This window comes from Amycolatopsis sp. M39, from assembly GCF_001651785.1.
Classification (GTDB): Bacteria; Actinomycetota; Actinomycetes; order Mycobacteriales; family Pseudonocardiaceae; genus Amycolatopsis; species Amycolatopsis rubida.
This window is the reverse complement of sequence record NZ_LWSF01000043.1, coordinates 22,502-41,014: the sequence shown is the minus strand read 5'-3', so window position 1 is coordinate 41,014 and position 18,513 is coordinate 22,502. Positions and strand designations below refer to the sequence as shown.

Annotated in this window: 16 protein-coding genes and 1 pseudogene; 8 read left to right on the top strand and 9 right to left on the bottom strand. The window is 70.0% G+C overall.

From position 1 onward, the window contains the following. Window positions 1-124 precede the first annotated feature (124 nt). Window positions 125-2,752, bottom strand: a complete 2,628-nt coding sequence (locus A4R44_RS43835; protein ID WP_067595302.1) for a valine--tRNA ligase — start codon at window positions 2,750-2,752, stop codon at window positions 125-127. Between the two features lie 60 nt (window positions 2,753-2,812). Here A4R44_RS43835 and A4R44_RS43830 point away from each other — a divergent pair, with 60 nt between their 5' ends. The 4 genes and pseudogenes from A4R44_RS43830 (at window position 2,813) to A4R44_RS43815 (ending at window position 7,493) form a co-directional block, all read left to right on the top strand. Beyond that, the gene (locus tag A4R44_RS43830; RefSeq protein ID WP_067595298.1) at window positions 2,813-3,154 is read left to right on the top strand and encodes a hypothetical protein; all 342 of its coding nucleotides are present in this window, start codon (window positions 2,813-2,815) and stop codon (window positions 3,152-3,154) included. Between the two features lie 109 nt (window positions 3,155-3,263). Next, entirely contained in the window at window positions 3,264-3,710 is a 447-nt protein-coding gene (locus A4R44_RS43825; protein ID WP_067595295.1) for a MarR family winged helix-turn-helix transcriptional regulator, read from the top strand. 72 nt (window positions 3,711-3,782) lie between these two features. Then, window positions 3,783-5,126: an MFS transporter gene (locus A4R44_RS43820; protein ID WP_067595293.1), complete on the top strand. Its 1,344-nt coding sequence runs from the start codon at window positions 3,783-3,785 to the stop codon at window positions 5,124-5,126. A gap of 46 nt (window positions 5,127-5,172) precedes the next feature. Next, window positions 5,173-7,493: pseudogene (locus A4R44_RS43815) on the top strand (FdhF/YdeP family oxidoreductase). A 42-nt stretch (window positions 7,494-7,535) separates the two neighbouring features. Here A4R44_RS43815 and A4R44_RS43810 read toward each other — a convergent pair. The 3 genes from A4R44_RS43810 to A4R44_RS43800 are packed head-to-tail and all read right to left on the bottom strand — an operon-like array spanning window position 7,536 to window position 10,176. Next, on the bottom strand, window positions 7,536-8,957 hold the full coding sequence (locus tag A4R44_RS43810; RefSeq protein ID WP_067595290.1) for an LCP family protein: 1,422 nt from the start codon (window positions 8,955-8,957) through the stop codon (window positions 7,536-7,538). Between the two features lie 56 nt (window positions 8,958-9,013). Next, on the bottom strand, window positions 9,014-9,757 hold the full coding sequence (locus tag A4R44_RS43805; RefSeq protein ID WP_067595287.1) for an SDR family NAD(P)-dependent oxidoreductase: 744 nt from the start codon (window positions 9,755-9,757) through the stop codon (window positions 9,014-9,016). Continuing rightward, on the bottom strand, window positions 9,754-10,176 hold the full coding sequence (locus A4R44_RS43800; protein WP_067595284.1) for a VOC family protein: 423 nt from the start codon (window positions 10,174-10,176) through the stop codon (window positions 9,754-9,756). The genes A4R44_RS43805 and A4R44_RS43800 overlap by 4 nt, the downstream gene beginning before the upstream one ends. A gap of 72 nt (window positions 10,177-10,248) precedes the next feature. Between A4R44_RS43800 and A4R44_RS43795 the strand changes: the two genes are divergently transcribed. Beyond that, window positions 10,249-10,926 (top strand): GntR family transcriptional regulator, encoded by a 678-nt coding sequence (locus tag A4R44_RS43795; protein ID WP_067595281.1) that lies wholly within the window; start codon window positions 10,249-10,251, stop codon window positions 10,924-10,926. 276 nt (window positions 10,927-11,202) lie between these two features. Here the strand turns inward: A4R44_RS43795 and A4R44_RS43790 are convergent, their stop codons facing one another. Genes A4R44_RS43790 through A4R44_RS43780 form a run of 4 tightly spaced genes read right to left on the bottom strand, consistent with a single transcriptional unit; the run spans window position 11,203 to window position 14,528 of the window. Then, window positions 11,203-12,447 carry an MFS transporter gene (locus tag A4R44_RS43790; protein WP_067595278.1) on the bottom strand — a complete coding sequence of 415 codons (1,245 nt, stop codon included), beginning with the start codon at window positions 12,445-12,447 and terminating at the stop codon, window positions 11,203-11,205. Then, complete coding sequence (locus A4R44_RS43785) at window positions 12,444-12,986, bottom strand: transcriptional regulator (protein ID WP_067595276.1); 543 nt, start codon at window positions 12,984-12,986, stop codon at window positions 12,444-12,446. Before A4R44_RS43785 ends, A4R44_RS43790 begins: the two co-directional genes overlap by 4 nt. A 58-nt stretch (window positions 12,987-13,044) precedes the next feature. Further along, window positions 13,045-13,176, bottom strand: coding sequence for a hypothetical protein (locus A4R44_RS52025; RefSeq protein ID WP_255366233.1), 132 nt, complete (start codon window positions 13,174-13,176; stop codon window positions 13,045-13,047). Beyond that, window positions 13,176-14,528, bottom strand: coding sequence for an OFA family MFS transporter (locus A4R44_RS43780; RefSeq protein WP_067595273.1), 1,353 nt, complete (start codon window positions 14,526-14,528; stop codon window positions 13,176-13,178). The genes A4R44_RS52025 and A4R44_RS43780 overlap by 1 nt, the downstream gene beginning before the upstream one ends. Window positions 14,529-14,667: 139 nt before the next feature. Here A4R44_RS43780 and fdhD point away from each other — a divergent pair, with 139 nt between their 5' ends. Further along, window positions 14,668-15,492: a formate dehydrogenase accessory sulfurtransferase FdhD gene (gene fdhD, locus A4R44_RS43775; protein ID WP_067595270.1), complete on the top strand. Its 825-nt coding sequence runs from the start codon at window positions 14,668-14,670 to the stop codon at window positions 15,490-15,492. Here fdhD and A4R44_RS43770 read toward each other — a convergent pair whose 3' ends face one another. Continuing rightward, window positions 15,493-16,806 carry a carotenoid oxygenase family protein gene (locus tag A4R44_RS43770; RefSeq protein WP_067595267.1) on the bottom strand — a complete coding sequence of 438 codons (1,314 nt, stop codon included), beginning with the start codon at window positions 16,804-16,806 and terminating at the stop codon, window positions 15,493-15,495. Window positions 16,807-16,871: 65 nt separating this feature from the next. Here A4R44_RS43770 and A4R44_RS43765 point away from each other — a divergent pair, with 65 nt between their 5' ends. Both A4R44_RS43765 and A4R44_RS43760 read left to right on the top strand, forming a co-directional pair. Further along, on the top strand, window positions 16,872-17,522 hold the full coding sequence (locus A4R44_RS43765; protein ID WP_067595264.1) for a TetR/AcrR family transcriptional regulator: 651 nt from the start codon (window positions 16,872-16,874) through the stop codon (window positions 17,520-17,522). Window positions 17,523-17,570: 48 nt separating this feature from the next. Then, window positions 17,571-18,500, top strand: a complete 930-nt coding sequence (locus tag A4R44_RS43760; protein ID WP_067595261.1) for an alpha/beta hydrolase family protein — start codon at window positions 17,571-17,573, stop codon at window positions 18,498-18,500. Window positions 18,501-18,513 lie beyond the last annotated feature (13 nt).

The window sequence follows — 18,513 nt, the reverse complement described above, 5'->3', positions numbered from 1 at the left end:
CCCTGCGGTTCGGGGGTTCTTGTCAAGGCATCTTTCCCGCCTTGACAAGCACCCCCGAACCGTCAGCACACTCAGTGCTTCGGGGTGCCCCCCAAGCGATGTCGCCCCAGGCGACGAGCCACACTCAGGAAGCAGGCAACGCCCCCAACCGAGCCTCGATCCGCCCAATATCGGCCACCGCAGTCTCCCGCCGCACCTTGATCTTCTCGATCACCTGCTCCGGAGCCTTGGCGATAAACGCCTCATTCCCCAGCTTCCCCTCAGTCTGCGCCAATTCCTTCCGCGCGGCCCCGAGGTCCTTCTCCAACCGCTTCCGCTCAGCAGCGACGTCGATGGTCCCGGAGGTATCCAACTCCACCGTCACCACGCCGCCGGCCAGCGCGACCTCCACGGAAGCACTGGCCGAGAACCCGTCCTCCGGCTCGGTCAGCCGCACCAGCGACCGGATCGCGCCAGAATGCCCATCGGGGAACGCCTCCCCCGTCAACCGGGCCGCGACCTTCTGCCCCGGCTTCAACCCCTGATCGGCCCGGAACCGCCGGATCTCGGTAATCAGCTTCCGCACGTCGGCGACCCGGGCGTCGGCAACCGGATCCGCATACCCCTCGACCGCCGTGGGCCAAGCAGCGATCACCAGCGACTCGCCACCCGTCAACGCCGTCCACAGCTTCTCCGTCACGAACGGAACGAACGGGTGCAGCAACCGGAGGACAGTGTCCAGCACCTGCCCGAGCACCTTCCGGGTAGCCTCGACCCGCGCGGAATCCCCTTGGTACAACTGAACCTTGGCCAGCTCCAGGTACCAGTCGCACAACTCGTTCCAGGTGAACTGGTACAGCGCATTGGCGACCTTGGCGAACTGGAAGTCCTCGAACAACCCGTCCACTTCGGACACCAGCGCCGCGAGCCGCCCGAGAATCCACCGGTCCGGCTCGGTCAGCTCGGAAGCGGGCGGCAGCGCACCCTCGGCGGTCGCCCCGTTCATCATCGCGAACTTGCTGGCATTCCACAGCTTCGTGCAGAAATTCCGCGATCCGGCGGCCCATTCGTCGGCAAGCGCCATATCCGCACCCGGGTTGGCCCCGCGAGCGAGCGTGAACCGGGTGGCATCCGCCCCGTAAGCGTCCATCCACTCCAGCGGATCGATGACATTCCCGCGCGACTTGGACATCTTCTTGCCGTGCGCGTCGCGAATCAGCCCGTGCAGGTAAACATGGTCGAAGGGCTGGCGCCCGTCCATCTCCTGCACGCCGAACATCATCATCCGGACAACCCAGAAGAAGAGGATGTCGTATCCGGTGGACAGCACACTGGTCGGATAGAACTTCGCCAGATCCGCGGTCTCCCCGGGCCACCCCATGGTCGACATCGGCCACAGCCCCGACGAGAACCACGTGTCGAGCACGTCCGGATCCTGCGTCCAGCCCTCGCCGGAGGGCGGCTGCTCGTCCGGACCCACGCACACGACCTCGCCGTCGGGCCCGTACCAGACCGGGATCCGGTGCCCCCACCACAGCTGGCGGGAAATCGTCCAGTCGTGCATGTTGTCGACCCAGTCGAAGTACCGCTTCTCCAGCTCGGCCGGGTGGATCTTCGTCCGCCCGTCGCGCACCGCGTCGCCCGCGGCCTGGGCCAGCTCGGCGACCTTGACCCACCACTGCAGCGACAGCCGCGGCTCGACGACCGTGTCGCAGCGGGAGCAGTGCCCGACCGCGTGCACGTACGGCCGCTTCTCCGCGACGATCCGGCCCTGCTCGCGCAGCGCGGCGACCACCGCGGGACGTGCCTCGAAGCGGTCGAGACCCTCGAACGGACCGGGCACGGTGACCTCGGCGCGCTCGTTCATCACGGTCAGCATCGGCAGGTCGTGGCGGCGGCCGATCTCGAAGTCGTTCGGGTCGTGCGCCGGGGTCACCTTGACCGCGCCGGTGCCGAACTCCGGGTCGACGTGCCGGTCGGCGACCACCGGGATCTTCCGGCCGGTCAGCGGCAGCTCGATCTCGGTGCCGACCAGGTGCGTGTAGCGCTCGTCGTCCGGGTGGACGGCGACCGCGGTGTCGCCGAGCATCGTCTCCGCGCGGGTGGTGGCCACGACGATCGAGGCGTCGCCGTCGCCGTAGCGGATCGACACGAGTTCGCCGTCGTCGTCGCTGTGGTCGACCTCGATGTCCGACAGCGCCGTCTGGCAGCGCGGGCACCAGTTGATGATCCGCTCGGCGCGGTAGATGAGGCCGGCCTCGTAGAAGTTCTTGAACACCGTCTGGACGGCCTTGGACAGGTTCTCGTCCATGGTGAAGCGCTCGCGCGACCAGTCGACGCCGTCGCCGAGCCGCTTCATCTGGCCGAGGATCTTGCCGCCGTACTCGGCCTTCCACTCCCAGACTCGCTCGACGAACTTCTCGCGGCCCAGGTCGTGGCGCGACCGGCCCTCGCCGGCCAGCTGGCGCTCGACGACGTTCTGCGTCGCGATGCCCGCGTGGTCCATGCCCGGCAGCCAGAGCACCTCGTAGCCCTGCATCCGGCGGCGGCGGCTCATCGCGTCCATCAGGGTGTGGTTGAGCGCGTGGCCCATGTGCAGGCTGCCGGTGACGTTCGGCGGCGGCAGTACGATCGAGAACGGCGGCTTCTCCGACGAAGCGTCGGCCGTGAAGTACCCGGCCGCTACCCAGCGGTCGTACATCGGGGCTTCCTCGGCGGCCGGGTCCCAGGCACCCGGAAGGTCGGTTTTCTGCTGCGGAGCGTTCTCGGTCACAATGGACAAGTCTACGAACCCGCCGCGGCGGGGTTACGCAGGGGGAAAGGCGGTGCGCCGATGACTCGGCCGGAGGATCCGGACGACCGGATGGAAACCCATCCGGACCTCATGGACCCGGAGTGGCGCAAGCACGCCCAGCGGGACGCGTGGCTCGGCGCCAAGAAGGACATGAAGAAGCGGCGCAAACGCGAACGCCGCAGCGCCCCGTCACCGGTGTACGGCCGCGGCGGCGCGGCACCGAGCCGCTGGCCCGGGATCGCGGCGATCGCCGGCCTGGTCCTGCTGATCGCCGCGGCGATCGTGGTGCACCAGGTTCAGCCGATCGGGGTGAACGACGAGAACATCGGGTACATCGTCGGGCTCGGCTCCCCGGCCGGGACCAGCGGCCAGCCGCTCTAGCCACACGTCCGTGAAGGGCTCCGTGCCGGAATCTGATTCCCGCACGGAGCCCTTCACGTCTTTCCGGCCACTGATGCACAGGTTGAACTCAACAGGCTAGACTGTGCTTATGTCCGATGACCCGCTCGTCCCCCCGCGCGTCGCCGAGTCCGCAGGCTGGATCCGCGGCGTCGTCGGCCAGCTGCACCGCAGGCTGCGCCAGGTCGACAACGCCGAGATCCTCACGCCGACGCAGACCGCCGTGCTCAACCGGCTGCATCGCGAAGGTCCCGGGACCCAGGCCGAACTGGCCGCCGCGGAGCACGTGCGGCAGCAGTCGATGGCCGCGACGCTCGGCGTGCTCGACTCGCTCGGCTACCTGAACCGCACCCGCGACCCGGCCGACGGCAGGCGCGTGGTGATTTCGCTCTCCGATCTCGGCGCGAAGACCGTCATCGGGATCCGGCAGCACCGCGACGAATGGCTCGCCGCCGCGCTGACCGGCGAGCTGACCGAAGACGAACTCGAAACGGTCCGGCGCGCGCTGCCCTTGCTGCAGCGGATCGCCCAGCGCTGACCCTGTCCAACCCGAGGAGCACTGACGAACACCGCGACCGCCCCCGCGAAATCCCGGTTCGGCGCGCGCCTGGTGACCCCGCTGGTCGCGAGCGCCGTGCTGAACCCGATCAACTCCACGCTCATCGCCGTCGCGCTCGTCCCGATCGGGCAGGCCTTCGGCGCCGGACCGGGCCGCACGGCCTGGCTGATTTCCTCGTTGTACCTGGCCACCGCGATCGGGCAGCCGGTCGTCGGACTGCTCGTCGACCGCTACGGCGCGCGGCGCGTGCTGCTCGGCGGCGCGTCCGTCGTGATGGTGGCCGGGGTCGCCGGGATGATCCCGATCTCCGTCGAATGGCTCACCGGCGTCCGAGCGGTGCTCGGCATCGGCACCTGCGCCGGGTTCCCGGCCGCGATGGCGGTCCTGCGGCGGCGCGCTGACGAGATCGGCGAGGGCGTTCCGGCTCGGGTGCTGTCCGTGCTGGCGATGTCCTCGCAGACAGTCATGGTCATCGGCCCGACGCTCGGCGGCGTGCTCATCGCGCTCTTCGGCTGGCCGGCGATCTTCGCGGTGAACCTGCCGCTGGCCGGGATTTCCCTCGTGCTGACTCTCCTGTGGGTGCCCAAGGACACCCCGGCCGAGAAGCCGGCGGAGCGGATCGACGTCGCCGGGATCGCGCTGTTTTCCGCCGCGCTGCTGGTGTTGCTGTGCTACCTGATGGAGCCCGGCATCGGCGATCTGTGGCTGCTGGCCGCGGCGATCGTGCTCGGCGGGCTGTTCGCGAGGGTCGAACTGCGTGCCCGGAAGCCGTTCATCGACCTGCGGATGCTCGCCGCGAACGGCCCGGTGCTGCGCACGTATTCGCGGCAGGCACTGAGTTTTCTGGCGATCTACACGATCATGTTCGGCTACGTGCAGTGGCTTGAGGAGGCGCGCGGGTTCGCCGAATCCGCCGCGGGGCTCCTGCTCCTGCCGATGTCCGGGATCGCGGTGGGCGCGGCCGCGCTGTCCGGACGGCCCACCGGCGTCCGGCTGCGGCTGCTGCTGGTCGGCGCCGCGCTCCTGGCCGGATCCGTCGCGCTGCTGTTCGTGAACGACGGCACCGCGCTGATCTGGCTGCTCGTGCTCGCCGCGTTGTTCGGTCTGGCCCAGGGGCTCACCAGCGTCGCCAACCAGACGACGCTCTACCGCGAAACCCCGGCCGAGACGATGGGCACCGCGAGCGGGCTCTTCCGGACCGCGCAATACCTCGGCGCGATAGTCGCGGCCACGGTCATCGCCCAGTGCTATGGCGGGCACGCCGACTCCGGCGGGCTGCACCGGCTGGCCGTCGTGCTGATCGTGACCAGCGGCTTGCTGCTGATCGTGACCGCCGCGGACCGCGCGCTGGTGCGCGCCGAACGCCGCGAACGGGACCGGCGGGAGGCGGTGTGACGACCCCCGTCTTGGGTTCCGCGCCGCAAAGGCGGACGATGTGCCCATGACTCGCGAAGCTCCGACTGGTGACGTGGACGAAGCCCGCCTCGAAGTGGGCAAGCCCAAAGGCTGGGCGGCCGGAATCCCGGGAGTCGCGGTTTCGCTCGCGCGCGGGGTGGAGCAGATGGGCCCGGTCCGCACCGCACGCACGCTGCGGCTGCTGAACCAGCGGGACGGCTTCGACTGCCCGGGCTGCGCGTGGCCCGAGCCGCGGCAGGTCGACGGCGAGAAGCGCAAGATGGCGGAGTTCTGCGAGAACGGCGCGAAGGCGGTCGCCGAGGAGGCGACGAAACGCCGTGTCGGCCGGGAGTTCTTCGCCGCGCATCCGGTCTCCGAGCTGAACGAGCGCACCGACTACTGGCTGGGCCAGCAGGGCCGGCTGACTGAGCCGATGGTGTTGCGCGAAGGCGCTTCGCACTACGAGCCGATCTCCTGGGACGACGCATTCGGCCTGATCGCTGACGAACTGCGCGGCCTGGCGAGCCCGGACGAGGCGATCTTCTACACCTCCGGCCGCACCAGCAACGAGGCCGCGTTCGTGTACCAGCTGCTGGTGCGCGCGTACGGCACGAACAATCTGCCGGACTGCTCGAACATGTGCCACGAATCGTCGGGCGCGGCGCTGTCGGCGACCACCGGCATCGGCAAGGGTTCGGTGTCGCTGGCCGACATCCACCAGGCCGACCTGATCGTGGTCGTCGGGCAGAATCCGGGCACGAACCACCCGCGGATGCTGTCCGCGCTGGAGCAGGCGAAGGGCCACGGCGCCAAGGTCGTCGCGGTCAACCCGTTGTCCGAGGCCGGGCTGATGCGGTTCAAGAACCCGCAGAACGTGCGCGGCGTGGTCGGCAAGGGCACGCCGCTGGCCGACGAGTTCGCGCAGATCCGGCTCGGCGGCGACCTCGCGCTGTTCCAGGCGATCGGGCATCTGCTGCTGGAGTGGGAGGACGCCGCGCCGGGGTCCGTTGTGGACCGCGAGTTCGTGGAGAAGTCCACATACGGCTTCGAGGACTGGGCCAAGCAGCTGCGCGAGATCGACTGGCCGGAAACGGAGAAGGCGACCGGCCTGGAGCGCGAGCAGATCGAGCACCTCGCGCGGATGATCGCGACGTCCGAGCGCACGATCTACTGCTGGGCGATGGGACTGACCCAGCACAAGCACGCGGTGCCGACGATCGCCGAGGTCGTGAACCTGGCGCTGGTGCGCGGGATGATCGGCAAGCCGGGCGCGGGCCTGTGCCCGGTGCGCGGCCACTCGAACGTGCAAGGCGACCGCACCATGGGCGTGTGGGAGNGTGGGAGAAGATGCCCGAGCCGTTCATGGACGCCCTCGACCGCGAGTTCGGCATCACCGTGCCGCGCAACCACGGCTGGGACACCGTCGACTCGATCCGCGCGATGCTGGACGGACGCGGCAAGGTGTTCTTCGCGATGGGCGGCAATTTCGCCTCCGCCACCCCGGATTCGGACCGGACCGCGGACGCGCTGCGGGCGTGCTCGCTGACCGTGCACGTGTCGACGAAGCTCAACCGTTCGCACGTCGTGCCCGGCCGCACCGCGCTGATCCTGCCGACGCTCGGCCGCACCGAACGCGACGAGCAGGAATCCGGCCGCCAGTTCGTGACGGTCGAGGACTCGATGTCGCAGGTGCACGCTTCGCGCGGCCGGCTGGCTCCCGCGAGCGACGAGTTGCTGTCCGAGGTCGCCATCGTGTGCCGGCTGGCGGAGCGGCTGCTCGGTGCTGACCACTCGGTGCCGTGGCGGTCGTTCGAGAAGAACTACGACCTGATCCGCGACCGCATCGCCGCAGTGGTGCCGGGCTGCCACGACTACAACCGGCGCGTCCGCGAACCGGACGGTTTCGTGCTGCCGCACGCCCCGCGCGACTCGCGGGAGTTCACCGGCACGGCGACCGGCAAGGGCACGTTCACCGTGTCTGAGCTGGAATATCCCGAGGTGCCCGAGGGCCGGTTGCTGCTGCAGACGCTGCGCAGCCACGACCAGTACAACACGACGATTTACGGGCTGTCCGACCGCTATCGCGGGATCGAGGACGGGCGCCGGGTGGTCTTCGTGCACCCGGACGACCTGGCCGCGCTGGGGGTCGCGGACGGGGAGATCGTGGATCTGGTCTCGGAATGGCGGGACGGGGATCGGCGGGCGGCCAGCTTCCGCGCGGTGGCGTATCCGACGGCGCGGGGGTGTGCGGCGGCGTACTTCCCGGAGGCGAATGCGTTGGTGCCGCTGGATTCCGTGGCGGAGAAGTCCAATACGCCGGTGTCGAAGGCCGTGGTGGTTCGGCTGGAGCGGCACCACCACTCGTGAGTGGCGATCCCGGTTCTGCCCGGGATCGCCACTCACGAGGCGTCAGTCGATGCAGTTGTCACCGTCTGACGTGACGGGCGGCGGCTGGTCGGCCTTCACCGGCCCGCCGGCCGCGGACCCGCCGTCCGACACCCCCGGTCCTGAGTAGACCTTCCCGAGCACCACCTGGATGTGCCCGGCCGGAACGTCTGCCGATTCCTTGGTGGACAGTCCGCCCAGTTCCTTCGCCACCTCCGCGCCCTCGGCGGCGAGCGCGGCCGGGTAGCGCACGATCGACGTCCGCTGCGCCGGGGCGTTGCCCGCGGCGGTGGCGGCGAACCCCTTGCCCTTCAACACATCCGCGACCCGTGCCGCCAGGCCTGCGGATTCCCCGGCGTTGGAGATCTCCACCGCCGCCTTGGGCTCGCCCGGCCGCGCGGCGGGCGATGCGGCTCCGGCCAACCCGGCCGCAAACGCTTTCACCTGCGCCGGATCCACCTGTACCGCGGTCGCCGCGGGATGGGACTTGTCATAGCGGTAGTCCGGGTTCAGCACCGGGACCGTCGTGAACTGGATGCCGCCGCCGGACACCCCGCGCATTTTGTTGACGAAGTCCAGGATGTCCCAGGACTGGTCCAGCACCACCGTGTTCTTCACCGCGTCGATGAGGCCGTTCAGCTTGCCCGGGTCGGCGAGCGTCCCGGCCGAAAGCACCTCGTGCGCCATCGAGGCGAGAAAGACCTGCTGCCGCCGCATCCGGCCGAAGTCGGTGCCGGGCAGGTTGTCGCGCTGCCGCACGAAAGCCAGGGCGGCACCGCCGGAAAGCCGCTGCTTGCCCGCCGGGAAGTCCGCGCCCGAGTTCTCGTCCTTGGTGGCGCGCTTCAAGCACACCTCGACCCCGCCGACGGCCTTGCTGATCTCGGAGAAGCTCAGCAGGTTGACCTCGGCGTAGTGGTCGATGGTGACGCCGGTGAGGTCCTCGACCGCCTGTCGCGTCGCCTTGCGCGCCGCGGTCATCGACTCCTGCTCGATCTTGTCCTTGTCGGTCTCCCCGGCCGCGCGCAGTTTCGAAGCCTCGGCCGCCTTGCCCCGGCCGAACGCGGCGTTGATCTTGCCCTTTCCGCCGGGCATGGAGACATACGAGTCGCGCGGGATGGAGAAGGCCTTGACCTCCTGCTGCCCGTCCGGGATCCGCAGCACGATCAACGTGTCGGTCAGGTCGTCGCCGTTCGCGCCCGCGCGCAGTTCGTCCAGGACGCTCTGCGGCAGCATCTGCCCGTCCGGTCCCTTGCGCGAGTCCCGGCCGACCATCAGGATGTCCAGCGCCCCGTCGGCGTGCTTTTGGCCTTCGTCCACCGATCCGCCGCCGATGACGTCGCTGCGCGTGATGTCGTCGAGCGCGCTCAGGGTCGAGAACCCGTAAGCCGTGCCGGCGAACACCACCGTCGACAGCGCTCCGGCGATGACTTTTCCTGCGATCCGCACGCCTCTCTGGACGCCCGGCGGGCGCGATGTGCTGCATTCGTGACGCAGCTCACAGCTCAGCGCAGGTGCGAGGCTCCGTTCAGATCCAGGATCGAACCGGACGCCCATGGCGTCTCCGACGAGGCCAGGAACACCACCGCTTCGGCGATCTCCTCCGGTTCGGCGACCCGCCCGAACGGGCTCTGCTCGCGCACCTGGTCGGTGACCCGGTCGGCGACACGCTCGGTCGCGGTGAAGCCCGGGGCCACCGAGGTGACCGAAATGCCGTGCGGGGCCAGCTGGACCGCCAGCGACTGGCCGAACGAATGCAGCGCGGCCTTGCTCGCCCCGTACGGCAGGAATTCGGGCTCGCCGCGGAACGCTCCGCGCGATCCGATGTTCACGATCCGGCCGGGCACGCCGCGGGCGATGAGGTGACGCGCGACGTGGAAGGACACGTTCGCCGCGCCGAGGAGGTTGACCTCCAGCGTGCGCCGCCACGCGTCCTGCCAGTCCGCGTAGGACGTTTCGGCGATCGGCGTGCGGGTGGCCGGAGTCGTGCCGACCGCGGCGTTGTTGACCAGCACGTCGACCCCGCCGAGCTGTTCCTCGGCCACGTCGGCGATCCACTGCGCGGCGTCGGGGTTGCCGAGGTCGCCGGACACGAGCACGTGCCCGGAGCCGGGCAGCGCCTCCAGCGTTTCGCGCGCGGCCTCCCGGTTGGATCCACAGTGGACAGCGATCCGGTCGCCCCTGGTGGCGAAGGCGACGGCGATGGCGCGGCCGATCCCGCGCGAGGCTCCGGTGACGAGGACGTTCATTTCGCGAACAACTGCGTCTCGTCGCGGAAAGCCTTGAACTCCAGCGCGTTCCCGGCCGGGTCGTGCAGGAACATCGTCCACTGCTCCCCCGGCTCGCCGGCGAACCGCCGGTACGGCTCGATCACGAACTCGGCGCCCGCCGCGCGCAACCGTCCGGCCAGCTCGTGGAAGGTGCCGACGTCCAGCACCAGCCCGAAGTGCGGCACCGGCACGTCGTGCCCGTCGACCGGATTGCGGCCCGCTTCCGCGCGGGCGCCCGGGACCACGTGCGTGACGACCTGGTGGCCGTGGAAGTTCCAGTCGACCCACGCGTCCGCCGAGCGCCCCTCCGCCAGCCCGAGCACGCCGCCGTAGAACTCGCGGGCCTTCGGCAGGTCGTCGACCGGTATGGCCAGGTGGAAGGCGGGACGGACGGCCATGAGGCACTCCTTCGGCGCGGGGATCGGCATCTTCACGTTGACTGGCCGATGTCTGAATGTCAACATTAGGACGTGGAAGTCACCCCCCTGAGGAAGGCGGCGCGCCGCGGGCTCGCCGACGAGGCCGCCGACCGGGTGCGCGAAGCGATCTTCGCCGGGCATTTCCGGCCTGGCGCGCCTTTGCGCGAGGTCGAACTGGCCGCGTCGCTGGAGATCAGCCGCGGTTCAGTCCGCGAAGGCATCTCCCAGCTCGCCAGGGAAGGCCTGGTCCGGTGCGGCTGGCATCGCCCGACCACGGTGGTCGACGTGACCGCCGAGGACGTCGACGAGGTCTACTCGGTCCGGGCCGCGCTCGACCGGCTGGCCGCGGTCACCGCGCGCGCCAACGCGACCGCGGCGGATCTCGACGCACTGGACGCGCTGGTCGCCGACCTGGCGAAGGCAGTCCGGATCAACGCCCCCGGACCACAGTTGCTGGCGCTGGACATCGCGTTCCACGACCGCGTGTACGCCGCCGCGGGCAACGGCCGCTTGACCGAGGCGTGGCACGCGGTGCGGTCGCAGGTGTTTCTGTTTCAGCTGCAACGGGTTTCGCTCGGACATGAGCATTACCGGGCCCGGGTGGTCGACGAGCATCGCGAACTGGCGGAACTGTTGCGCAGCGGTGACCGGGAGCGGCTCGCCCGGCTCGCCGAGCACCACGTCGAGTCCGCGAGGGAAAGTCTGCTCGGCCGCATCCGAACCGGGTAGTTCCCCGCATCCGCCCGCCGCGCCGGACTGGCGAGCTCGTCAGGCGGACACCGAGCCGAGTACCCGGCGGGCTGCACGGCACCAGCGCTTTCCGGGTCTCCGCCCTCGTGCCGTGCGTGATCGCGGCCGTGCTGGCGGCAGGCTCGCAGGTGCTGAGCCTGCCGGTCGCAGCCGGAGCCGGCGCGCTGATCGCCTCGCTGGGCCGAGCAGCGCGCCGCCTGTGGATCACCGTTTCCGCGCTGGCCGTGGTGGTCCCGATCGGCTTCATCCCGGCGACTACGCGACTGGGGCAACCGCTTTCGCCCGCGCGAGCGCCTCCTCGATCTTCTTGTTGCTGGTCATGCTCATCGTCACCAAAGTCATCGACACGAGCACCCCCGCCGCGGCCACGTAGGGCACTCGCACCCCGGCCGTCGCGGCGAGCCAGCCGCCCAGTACGGCGCCTGCCGGTGCGGCCGAGGCCGCGACCAGGCGCGACGCCGCGGCGACCCGGCCCATCAACCGCGCCGGGACCACGACCTGGCGCAGCGATCCGCCGAGCACCATGGTCGTCGCCATGGCGCAGCCGCACAGCGCGAACATCGCCCCGGCGAGCCACGGGTCCCGGGCCAGGCCGAACGCCAGTACCGCGCCGCCCTCGACCACCGCGGTGACGGTGAGGGCCGTGCCGGTGCCCAGCCGTTTCTCCAACGGCCCGGCGAGCACCATCGCGCCGGCCAGTCCCCCGGCGGCTTCCGCGGCGAGCAGGAAACCGTACCCGGCCGAGTGCAGTCCCAGCGCGTCCTTCGCGAACACCACCAGAACAGCCCCGAACGCGCCGAACGCCAGGTTCCCGACCGCGGGTCGCAAAGCGAGGCCGAGCAGCAGCCGATCCTTGACTACGTAGGCGAAACCCTCCTTCGCGTCCGCCCACACCGAACGGCCCGGCTCGCGTTTCGGCACCGGTGCCGGCGGCAGCGTCCGGATCAGCACCGCGCTGGCCGCATAGGTCAGCGCGTTCACCGCGAACGGCAGCGTTCTCCCTACGGCGAAGAGGAAACTCCCGACCGGCGGTCCGGTGAACTGCCCGGCCGCGGTGGACGCCCCGCGCAAGTAGCCGTTGGCGCGGCGGAGCAAGGTCTGGTCCCGAGCGAGCAGATCCGGCAGGTACGCCTGCGCGGCGGTGTCGAAGAACAGCGTGCCGGTGCCGAGCAGGAACGCCACTGCGAGCAGGACGGGAATGCTGAGCCAGCCGAACGCGCCCACGGCCACCGTCAGCGCCAGCAACACCGCCCGCGCCAGGTCCGCGATCCACATCGTGCGCCGCCGGTCCCAGCGGTCGACCAGCGCGCCGGCGAACAGCCCGGCCACCGGATACGGCGCGAGCACCGCCACTGTCACCAGGCTGACCACCAGCGGATCGCTGTCCAGCAGCACCGCCAGCAGGGGCAACGCCGCGGAATACGCGCCGTCGCCGAGGGAACTGACCGTCGCGGCCGTCCACAAGCGACTGAACGCGGGAGGCATCTTCGTCTTGGTCATCGGGCCGCTCCCGGCCCCGGGCGGAAGAACGCGACCGCGACGGTGGCGGCGGCCTCGTCGGCGTCGCGCGCGTCCCGCAGCTCGTCGAGCAGTCCGGCCAGCCGCCGCTCGAACTCCTCGAACTGCGACTCGCTGATCCGCGTGTGCTGCATCCGGACGAACCGGTGCGAGCCCTCGGGCGCGGTCGAGAGGTCGTCGAGCGCGTGCTGCAGCAGCACGTCCCGCTGCCCCGCGGCCGGTTCGGGCAACTGGATGGCCCGCCCGACGTGCGCGTAGTAGCGCTCCAGCACGCCGCGCACCTTCCGGGTGCGCACGACGTGCACGATCCCGGCCCGCTCCAGCACCCGCATGTGGTAGCTGGAGCTGCCTTTCGCGATCCCCAGCCGCTCGGCGACCTGCGTGATCGTCGCGGGCCCGTCGCGCAGCACCGCGAGCACGCGGTGCCGCACGACGTTGCTCACGGCGCGCAGCTGGTCGGTCGTCTCGACCTCGACAGTGTCCTGCGGCGGGCGATAGCCCGCTTGATCGTCCCCAGTCACGGGGACAATGGTCAACGACTCTTGACCATTTGTCCAGTGGGTATTTTTCCGGCCGTGCTCAGCCGCCGAACAGCCCGACCACCTTCTGGATCAGCTCGACCACGCCGTAGGCGAACGGGGCGAGCACCCACAGCCAGGCGATCACCAGCAGCAGGGTCCGGCCGCCGGAACGGCCCTCGGCACTCGTCATCACGCCTCGCTCCCCACCGCGGCCGCACCGGCCGGTTCGTGGAATTTCTCCTTCACCGGGCGCACGCATTCGTTCGCGACGAACCCGACCACCAGCAGGCCGATCATGATCCAGAAGGACAGCTGGTAGAGGTCCGGCCCGGTCTTGCCCGCGGCCTTCTGGCTGTCCGCGATCCCGTCCACGATGAGCGGCCCGAGCACGCCCGCCGCCGACCACGCGGTCAGCAGCCTGCCGTGGATCGCGCCGACCTGGTAGGTGCCGAACAGGTCCTTGAGGTAGGCCGGAAGCGTGGCGAATCCGCCGCCGTAGAAGGACAGGATCAGCATCGCGCACAGCACGAACACGAGCTTCGAGGAGTTGGTGGTCACCGCGATCACCAGGTACAGCAGCGCGCCGACGCCGAGGTAGAACCGGTAGATGTTCTTGCGCCCCACCAGATCCGAGGCGGACGACCAGACGAACCGGCCCAGCATGTTGGTCAGCGAGAGCAGCGCGACGAACCCGGCGGCGGACGCGGCGCCGACCGGCGCGGAGGTGCCCTTGAAGAAGTCGGTGATCATCGGCGCGGCCTTCTCCAGGATGCCGATGCCCGCGGTCACGTTGAGGCACAAGACGATCCAGAGACACCAGAACTGCGGCGTCTTCAGCGCGTTCGCCGCCGAGACGTTCGCCGTGGAGATCATCGGCTTCACCGCGGCCTGCTTCACCGCGCCCGCCGGACGCCAGTCGTCGGCCGGGACGCGGACGATCAGCACGCCCATGGTCATGAACACCGCGTACACGATCCCGTGGATCAGGAACGCGGTCGCGATGTCGCCGGTGGCGGGCGAGGAGCCGAGCATCGCCGACGACCACGGCGACGCGATCAGCGCGCCGCCGCCGAAGCCCATGATCGCGATCCCGGTGGCCATGCCCGGCCGGTCCGGGAACCATTTGATCAGCGTCGACACCGGCGAGATGTAGCCGATGCCGAGGCCGATCCCGCCGACCCCGCCGTAGCCGGCCACCACGAGCCAGAACTGCCCGGTCGCGACGCCGAGCGCGGCGAGCAGGAACCCGGCGGAAAAACAGACTGTGGCGACGGCCATGGCCCAGCGCGGACCGTTCTTCTCCACGAGGGTGCCGCCGAACGCGGCGGACAGGCCCAGCATCACGATGCCGAGCTGGAACGGCAGCCCGGACTGCGTGCCGGACAGCCCCAGGGTCTTCTCCAGCGGCGTCTTGAAGACGCTCCACGCGTAGGCTTGGCCGATCGACAGGTGGATGGACAGCGCGGCGGGCGGCACGAGCCAGCGGGTCCAGCCAGGCGGTGCGACGATGCGGGAACGGGCAAGGAAGCCGGGGACAGCCATCGGCGGTCTCCTCCCAACAGTGACGAGGTGCTGGGAATGGTTTACCAGATCCTCGGCGTTGCGCCGGATGACTGTCGAATGTCTTGTCGATGACACCAAAAGACAGCGCCAAAGACGACAAATCGAGTGGAGCGGACTGATGGGCAGAGTGACGGTGCGGCGGCCGGTACGGCGGATCTCCGCGGCCGGCGAGCGGCGCCGGCCGGACTCGCTGGCCGCCGAGGAGCCCCTGGAACTGCGGGTCGGCGGCAAGGCGCTGGCGGTGACGATGCGCACGCCCGGCCACGACGTCGAACTCGCGCACGGCTTCCTGCTTTCGGAGGGCGTGCTGGGGTCCCGTGAGGACGTGGCCGTGGCGCGTTACTGCGACGGTGTCGACGACCAGGGCCGCAACACCTACAACGTGCTCGACATCGCACTCGCCGAGGGAGTCGCCCCGCCGGACACCGGCGTCGAGCGGAACTTCTACACCACCTCGTCGTGCGGCGTCTGCGGCAAGGCCGCGCTCGACGCGGTGAAGCTGCGCAGCCGGTTCTCCCCCGGCGCGTCGGAATTCACCGTGAAGACCGACATCCTCTCGCAGCTGCCGGATCGGTTGCGGGAACAGCAAAAGGTGTTCTCGTCGACCGGCGGCCTGCATGCTGCCGGACTGTTCACTTCGGACGGTCAGCTCGTCGTCGTGCGCGAGGACGTCGGACGGCACAACGCGGTCGACAAAGTGCTCGGCTGGGCGTTGCAGGCGGGCCGGATCCCCGCCCCGGACCTGGGGCTGCTGGTCTCCGGCCGCGCCTCGTTCGAACTCGTGCAGAAGGCCGCGATGGCGGGCATCGGACTGCTCGCCGCGGTGTCCGCGCCGTCGTCGCTCGCGGCCGAACTGGCCGAGGAGAACGGCATGACGCTGATCGGGTTCCTCCGCGGCGACAGCATGAACCTCTACACCGGAGACCAGCGTCTGCTCACCTGATCACGCTTCGGCGGGCACCCAGTTGCCGTGGAAGCCGTGCGGGACCCGGTCCGGAAGGTGCACCGCGGCAACGGTTTCGAGGGTGCCCGCGTCGAGCAGGACCAGATCGCTGCGCGCCTCCGCCGCGTCGTAGACGTAACCCATCAGCACGCCCTCGTCCTCGCCCGCGTCCGCACTGGACGGAACGAACACGAACTCCCCCGGTTCGCGTCCGGGACCGAAGCGGTGCGCGTCGACCGAACCCTTGTGCAGGTCGTGTTTGTACACCGTGCCGACGCTGCGCGACCGATCGTCGAGCGCCGTCGCGTAGCCGTACCGGTGCGGCAGGCCGACCAACCGCTCGTCCACCCGGGGGAACTCCTGGCCGTGCTCGTCGATCCGGTCTTCGACGACCTTCCCGAGCGCGAGGTCTACGGTCCAGCGGTCGAGCGTCGGCTCGCCCTCGGCCGGGCCGTGCAGCGCGCGGTCGAACATCTTCGGGTGCCGGACCACGTCGAGCACGATCCGGTCGTCCTCGTCGTAGGCGTTGAGCGGGTGGAAGACGTAGCACTGGCCGACATCGAACCAGCGGACGTCGCTGGTGTCCCCCTCGCGCGGCATCACGCCGATGCGCGCCGGATAATCCGGATTCCACCGGTACGGCAAGGAACTCACGCCGCGGCCGGTGCGCGCGGTCAGCGGGTCGGGCACGTCGATCGGCACCGGCGCCTGGTCCGGATCGAAGGTGACCGGCAGGTCGTAGAACACGACATACCGTTCGGTGAGCGAGAAATCGTGCATCATGGGTGCCCCGGTGACCTCGATGTCGACCGTCCGCCGCGCCCGGCCGTCGGTGCCGACCACCGAGTACTGCACCCGGTTCCCGAGTCCGAATTGGTACGAGACGGCGTGCAGCTCGCCGGTCCGCGGGTCGCGCTTCGGGTGTGCGGTGTACCCGGAGAGGGTGCCGCCGAAGTCGCAGACGCCCAGCGTGTCCAGCTCCTCGCTGAGCTCCCACTGCGGCAGCCCGCCCTCGACCAGCGCGATCGTGCGCCCGGCGTGCCCGATGACGTTCGTGTTCGCCCCGCCCTCGTCGGTGCCCACCCGGCGGCTGCGGTACCACTCCGCCCGGCCCTCGCGCAGCCGTACGCCGTGCACCATGCCGCGGCCGAGGAACCAGTGGTGTGTTTCGGGATCCGGGTCGGCCGGGTTCGGCCCGTTCCGCAGGTAGCGGCCGTCGAGGTAGCCGGGCAGCTGTCCGGTGACCGTCAGCCGGGTGCTCGTGTACTCGCGCTCGACCGGTGCGAAGTTGCCTTCGAGGAAGTGATTTCCCATGACCCGCTCCGTCCATAACGTGGTTATGACCATCGGTATAACAGGGTTATGGGATACTGGCAAGCATGAGCGAGCGGACTCGGGGCGAACACGCGCGGACGCAACTGGTCGAGGCGGCGATCCGGCTGCTGGCCGACGGCGGCGCCGAAGCACTGCAGGCCCGCAAGCTGGCGGCCGAGATCGGCGCGTCCACGATGGCGGTCTACACGCACTTCGGCGGGATGGCCGCGCTCATGGATGCCGTTGCGCGAGAAGGGTTCCGGCGGCTGATCGCGAACATGGCGACGGTCGGGCGCTCCGACGACCCGGTCGCCGACCTGTACCAGCTGGCGCTCGCCTACCGCCGCACCGCGGTCGAGCACCCGGAGCTGTTCACGCTCATGTTCCGCGAGGCGGGTGCCCACGGCCAGCCGGTCGGCGACCTGCTGAAGGACAAACAGGACAGCGAGGCGGCATCGTCGTTCCGGGGCGTGGTCGCCGCCGTCAGCCGCACTATCGACTGCGGACGGCTGCAAGGCGACCCGCTCGCCGTCGCCGCACAGGTGTGGAGCGCGGTGCACGGCTATGTCACCCTTGAGTTGCTGGGCCACTTCGGCCGGGACGACCGCGGGGTGACCGAGGTGCTCGCGCCACTCTGCGTGACGCTGGTCGTCGGGCTCGGAGACCACCCTGCCGCCGCCCGGGCGTCCGTGGGGCTGGTCACAACAACCGAGTGAAGATCTTCAGAAGGCAACGTTTCGTCCCTTCCTCACGTCTTACGCTATATGGGTGAGGGGGATCGGGTGACCGAGGAGACTGAGGGCCGAAGGCGGGTGAGCCGCCGGTCCATGCTGATCGCGGGTGCCTCGGGCCTCGGCATCGCCGGGCTCGCGGTGGGGAGCGCGACCGGCGTCGTGCCGTTCAACCAGGCCATGCAGCGGGCGCTGGGGGTCACGTCGTCGACGCCCGTCACTCAGCTCGGCAGCATGCGGGTGGAACGCGTCTATTCGCACGCCCGCGGCCGGGAGGTGGACCTTGTTTTCCTGCTGCCGAGCAAGAAGCCGCCAGCAGGTCTGCCGATGTCGCTGATGCTGCACGGCCTGCACGGTTCCGCCCGCTCCGCCGCCCCGAGCGGCCTGCTCAAACAGCTCGGCAGCGACGTCGCCCGCAAAGCCGTGCCGGCGTACGGCTTCGTCGCGGTCGACGGCGGCGACAACTACTGGCACCAGGTCCGCCCCGGCGACGACCCGATGGCGATGCTGCTGGAAGAAGTCCCGCAATGGCTGCGCGCCCGTGGCTTCGGCGGCACGGACGGCCAGCCATTCGCGTGCGCCGGAGTGTCGATGGGCGGATTCGGGGCACTGCTGTACGCCCGCCGCCGAGCCGAACGCCGCCAGCCGCCCGCCGCGGTCGCCGCGATCGCCCCGGCGCTGATCACGTCGTGGCCGGAAATGGCGAAACGCCGCATTTTCACCGGGCTGACCGACTGGACGTCGCTGGACCCGCTGCGCCACCAGTCAGCGCTGCGGGGCATTCCGACGGCGGTTTACTGCGGTACGGAGGATCCGTTCATCACCGGCGTGCGGCGGTATATCGCGGAAACGCGTCCGACCATCGGGTACACGGCGCACGGGAAGCACAGCGACACGTTCTTCCGCACTGCGGTGCCGAGCATGGTGGGGTTTCTGGGGAAGCATCTGCGGCAGAAAGCGTGAGTGCGGGCTTGTG

Coding starts and splice junctions, on each gene's coding strand:
- A4R44_RS43825 (WP_067595295.1), top strand. CDS start 3,264: ATGTCCGATGACCCGCTCGTCCCCCCGCGCGTCGCCGAGTCCGCAGGC.
- A4R44_RS43780 (WP_067595273.1), bottom strand. CDS start 14,528: ATGGCTGTCCCCGGCTTCCTTGCCCGTTCCCGCATCGTCGCACCGCCT.
- A4R44_RS43765 (WP_067595264.1), top strand. CDS start 16,872: ATGAGCGAGCGGACTCGGGGCGAACACGCGCGGACGCAACTGGTCGAG.
- A4R44_RS52025 (WP_255366233.1), bottom strand. CDS start 13,176: ATGACGAGTGCCGAGGGCCGTTCCGGCGGCCGGACCCTGCTGCTGGTG.
- A4R44_RS43805 (WP_067595287.1), bottom strand. CDS start 9,757: ATGAACGTCCTCGTCACCGGAGCCTCGCGCGGGATCGGCCGCGCCATC.
- fdhD (WP_067595270.1), top strand. CDS start 14,668: ATGGGCAGAGTGACGGTGCGGCGGCCGGTACGGCGGATCTCCGCGGCC.
- A4R44_RS43800 (WP_067595284.1), bottom strand. CDS start 10,176: ATGGCCGTCCGTCCCGCCTTCCACCTGGCCATACCGGTCGACGACCTG.
- A4R44_RS43830 (WP_067595298.1), top strand. CDS start 2,813: ATGACTCGGCCGGAGGATCCGGACGACCGGATGGAAACCCATCCGGAC.
- A4R44_RS43770 (WP_067595267.1), bottom strand. CDS start 16,806: ATGGGAAATCACTTCCTCGAAGGCAACTTCGCACCGGTCGAGCGCGAG.
- A4R44_RS43790 (WP_067595278.1), bottom strand. CDS start 12,447: ATGACCAAGACGAAGATGCCTCCCGCGTTCAGTCGCTTGTGGACGGCC.
- A4R44_RS43760 (WP_067595261.1), top strand. CDS start 17,571: ATGGGTGAGGGGGATCGGGTGACCGAGGAGACTGAGGGCCGAAGGCGG.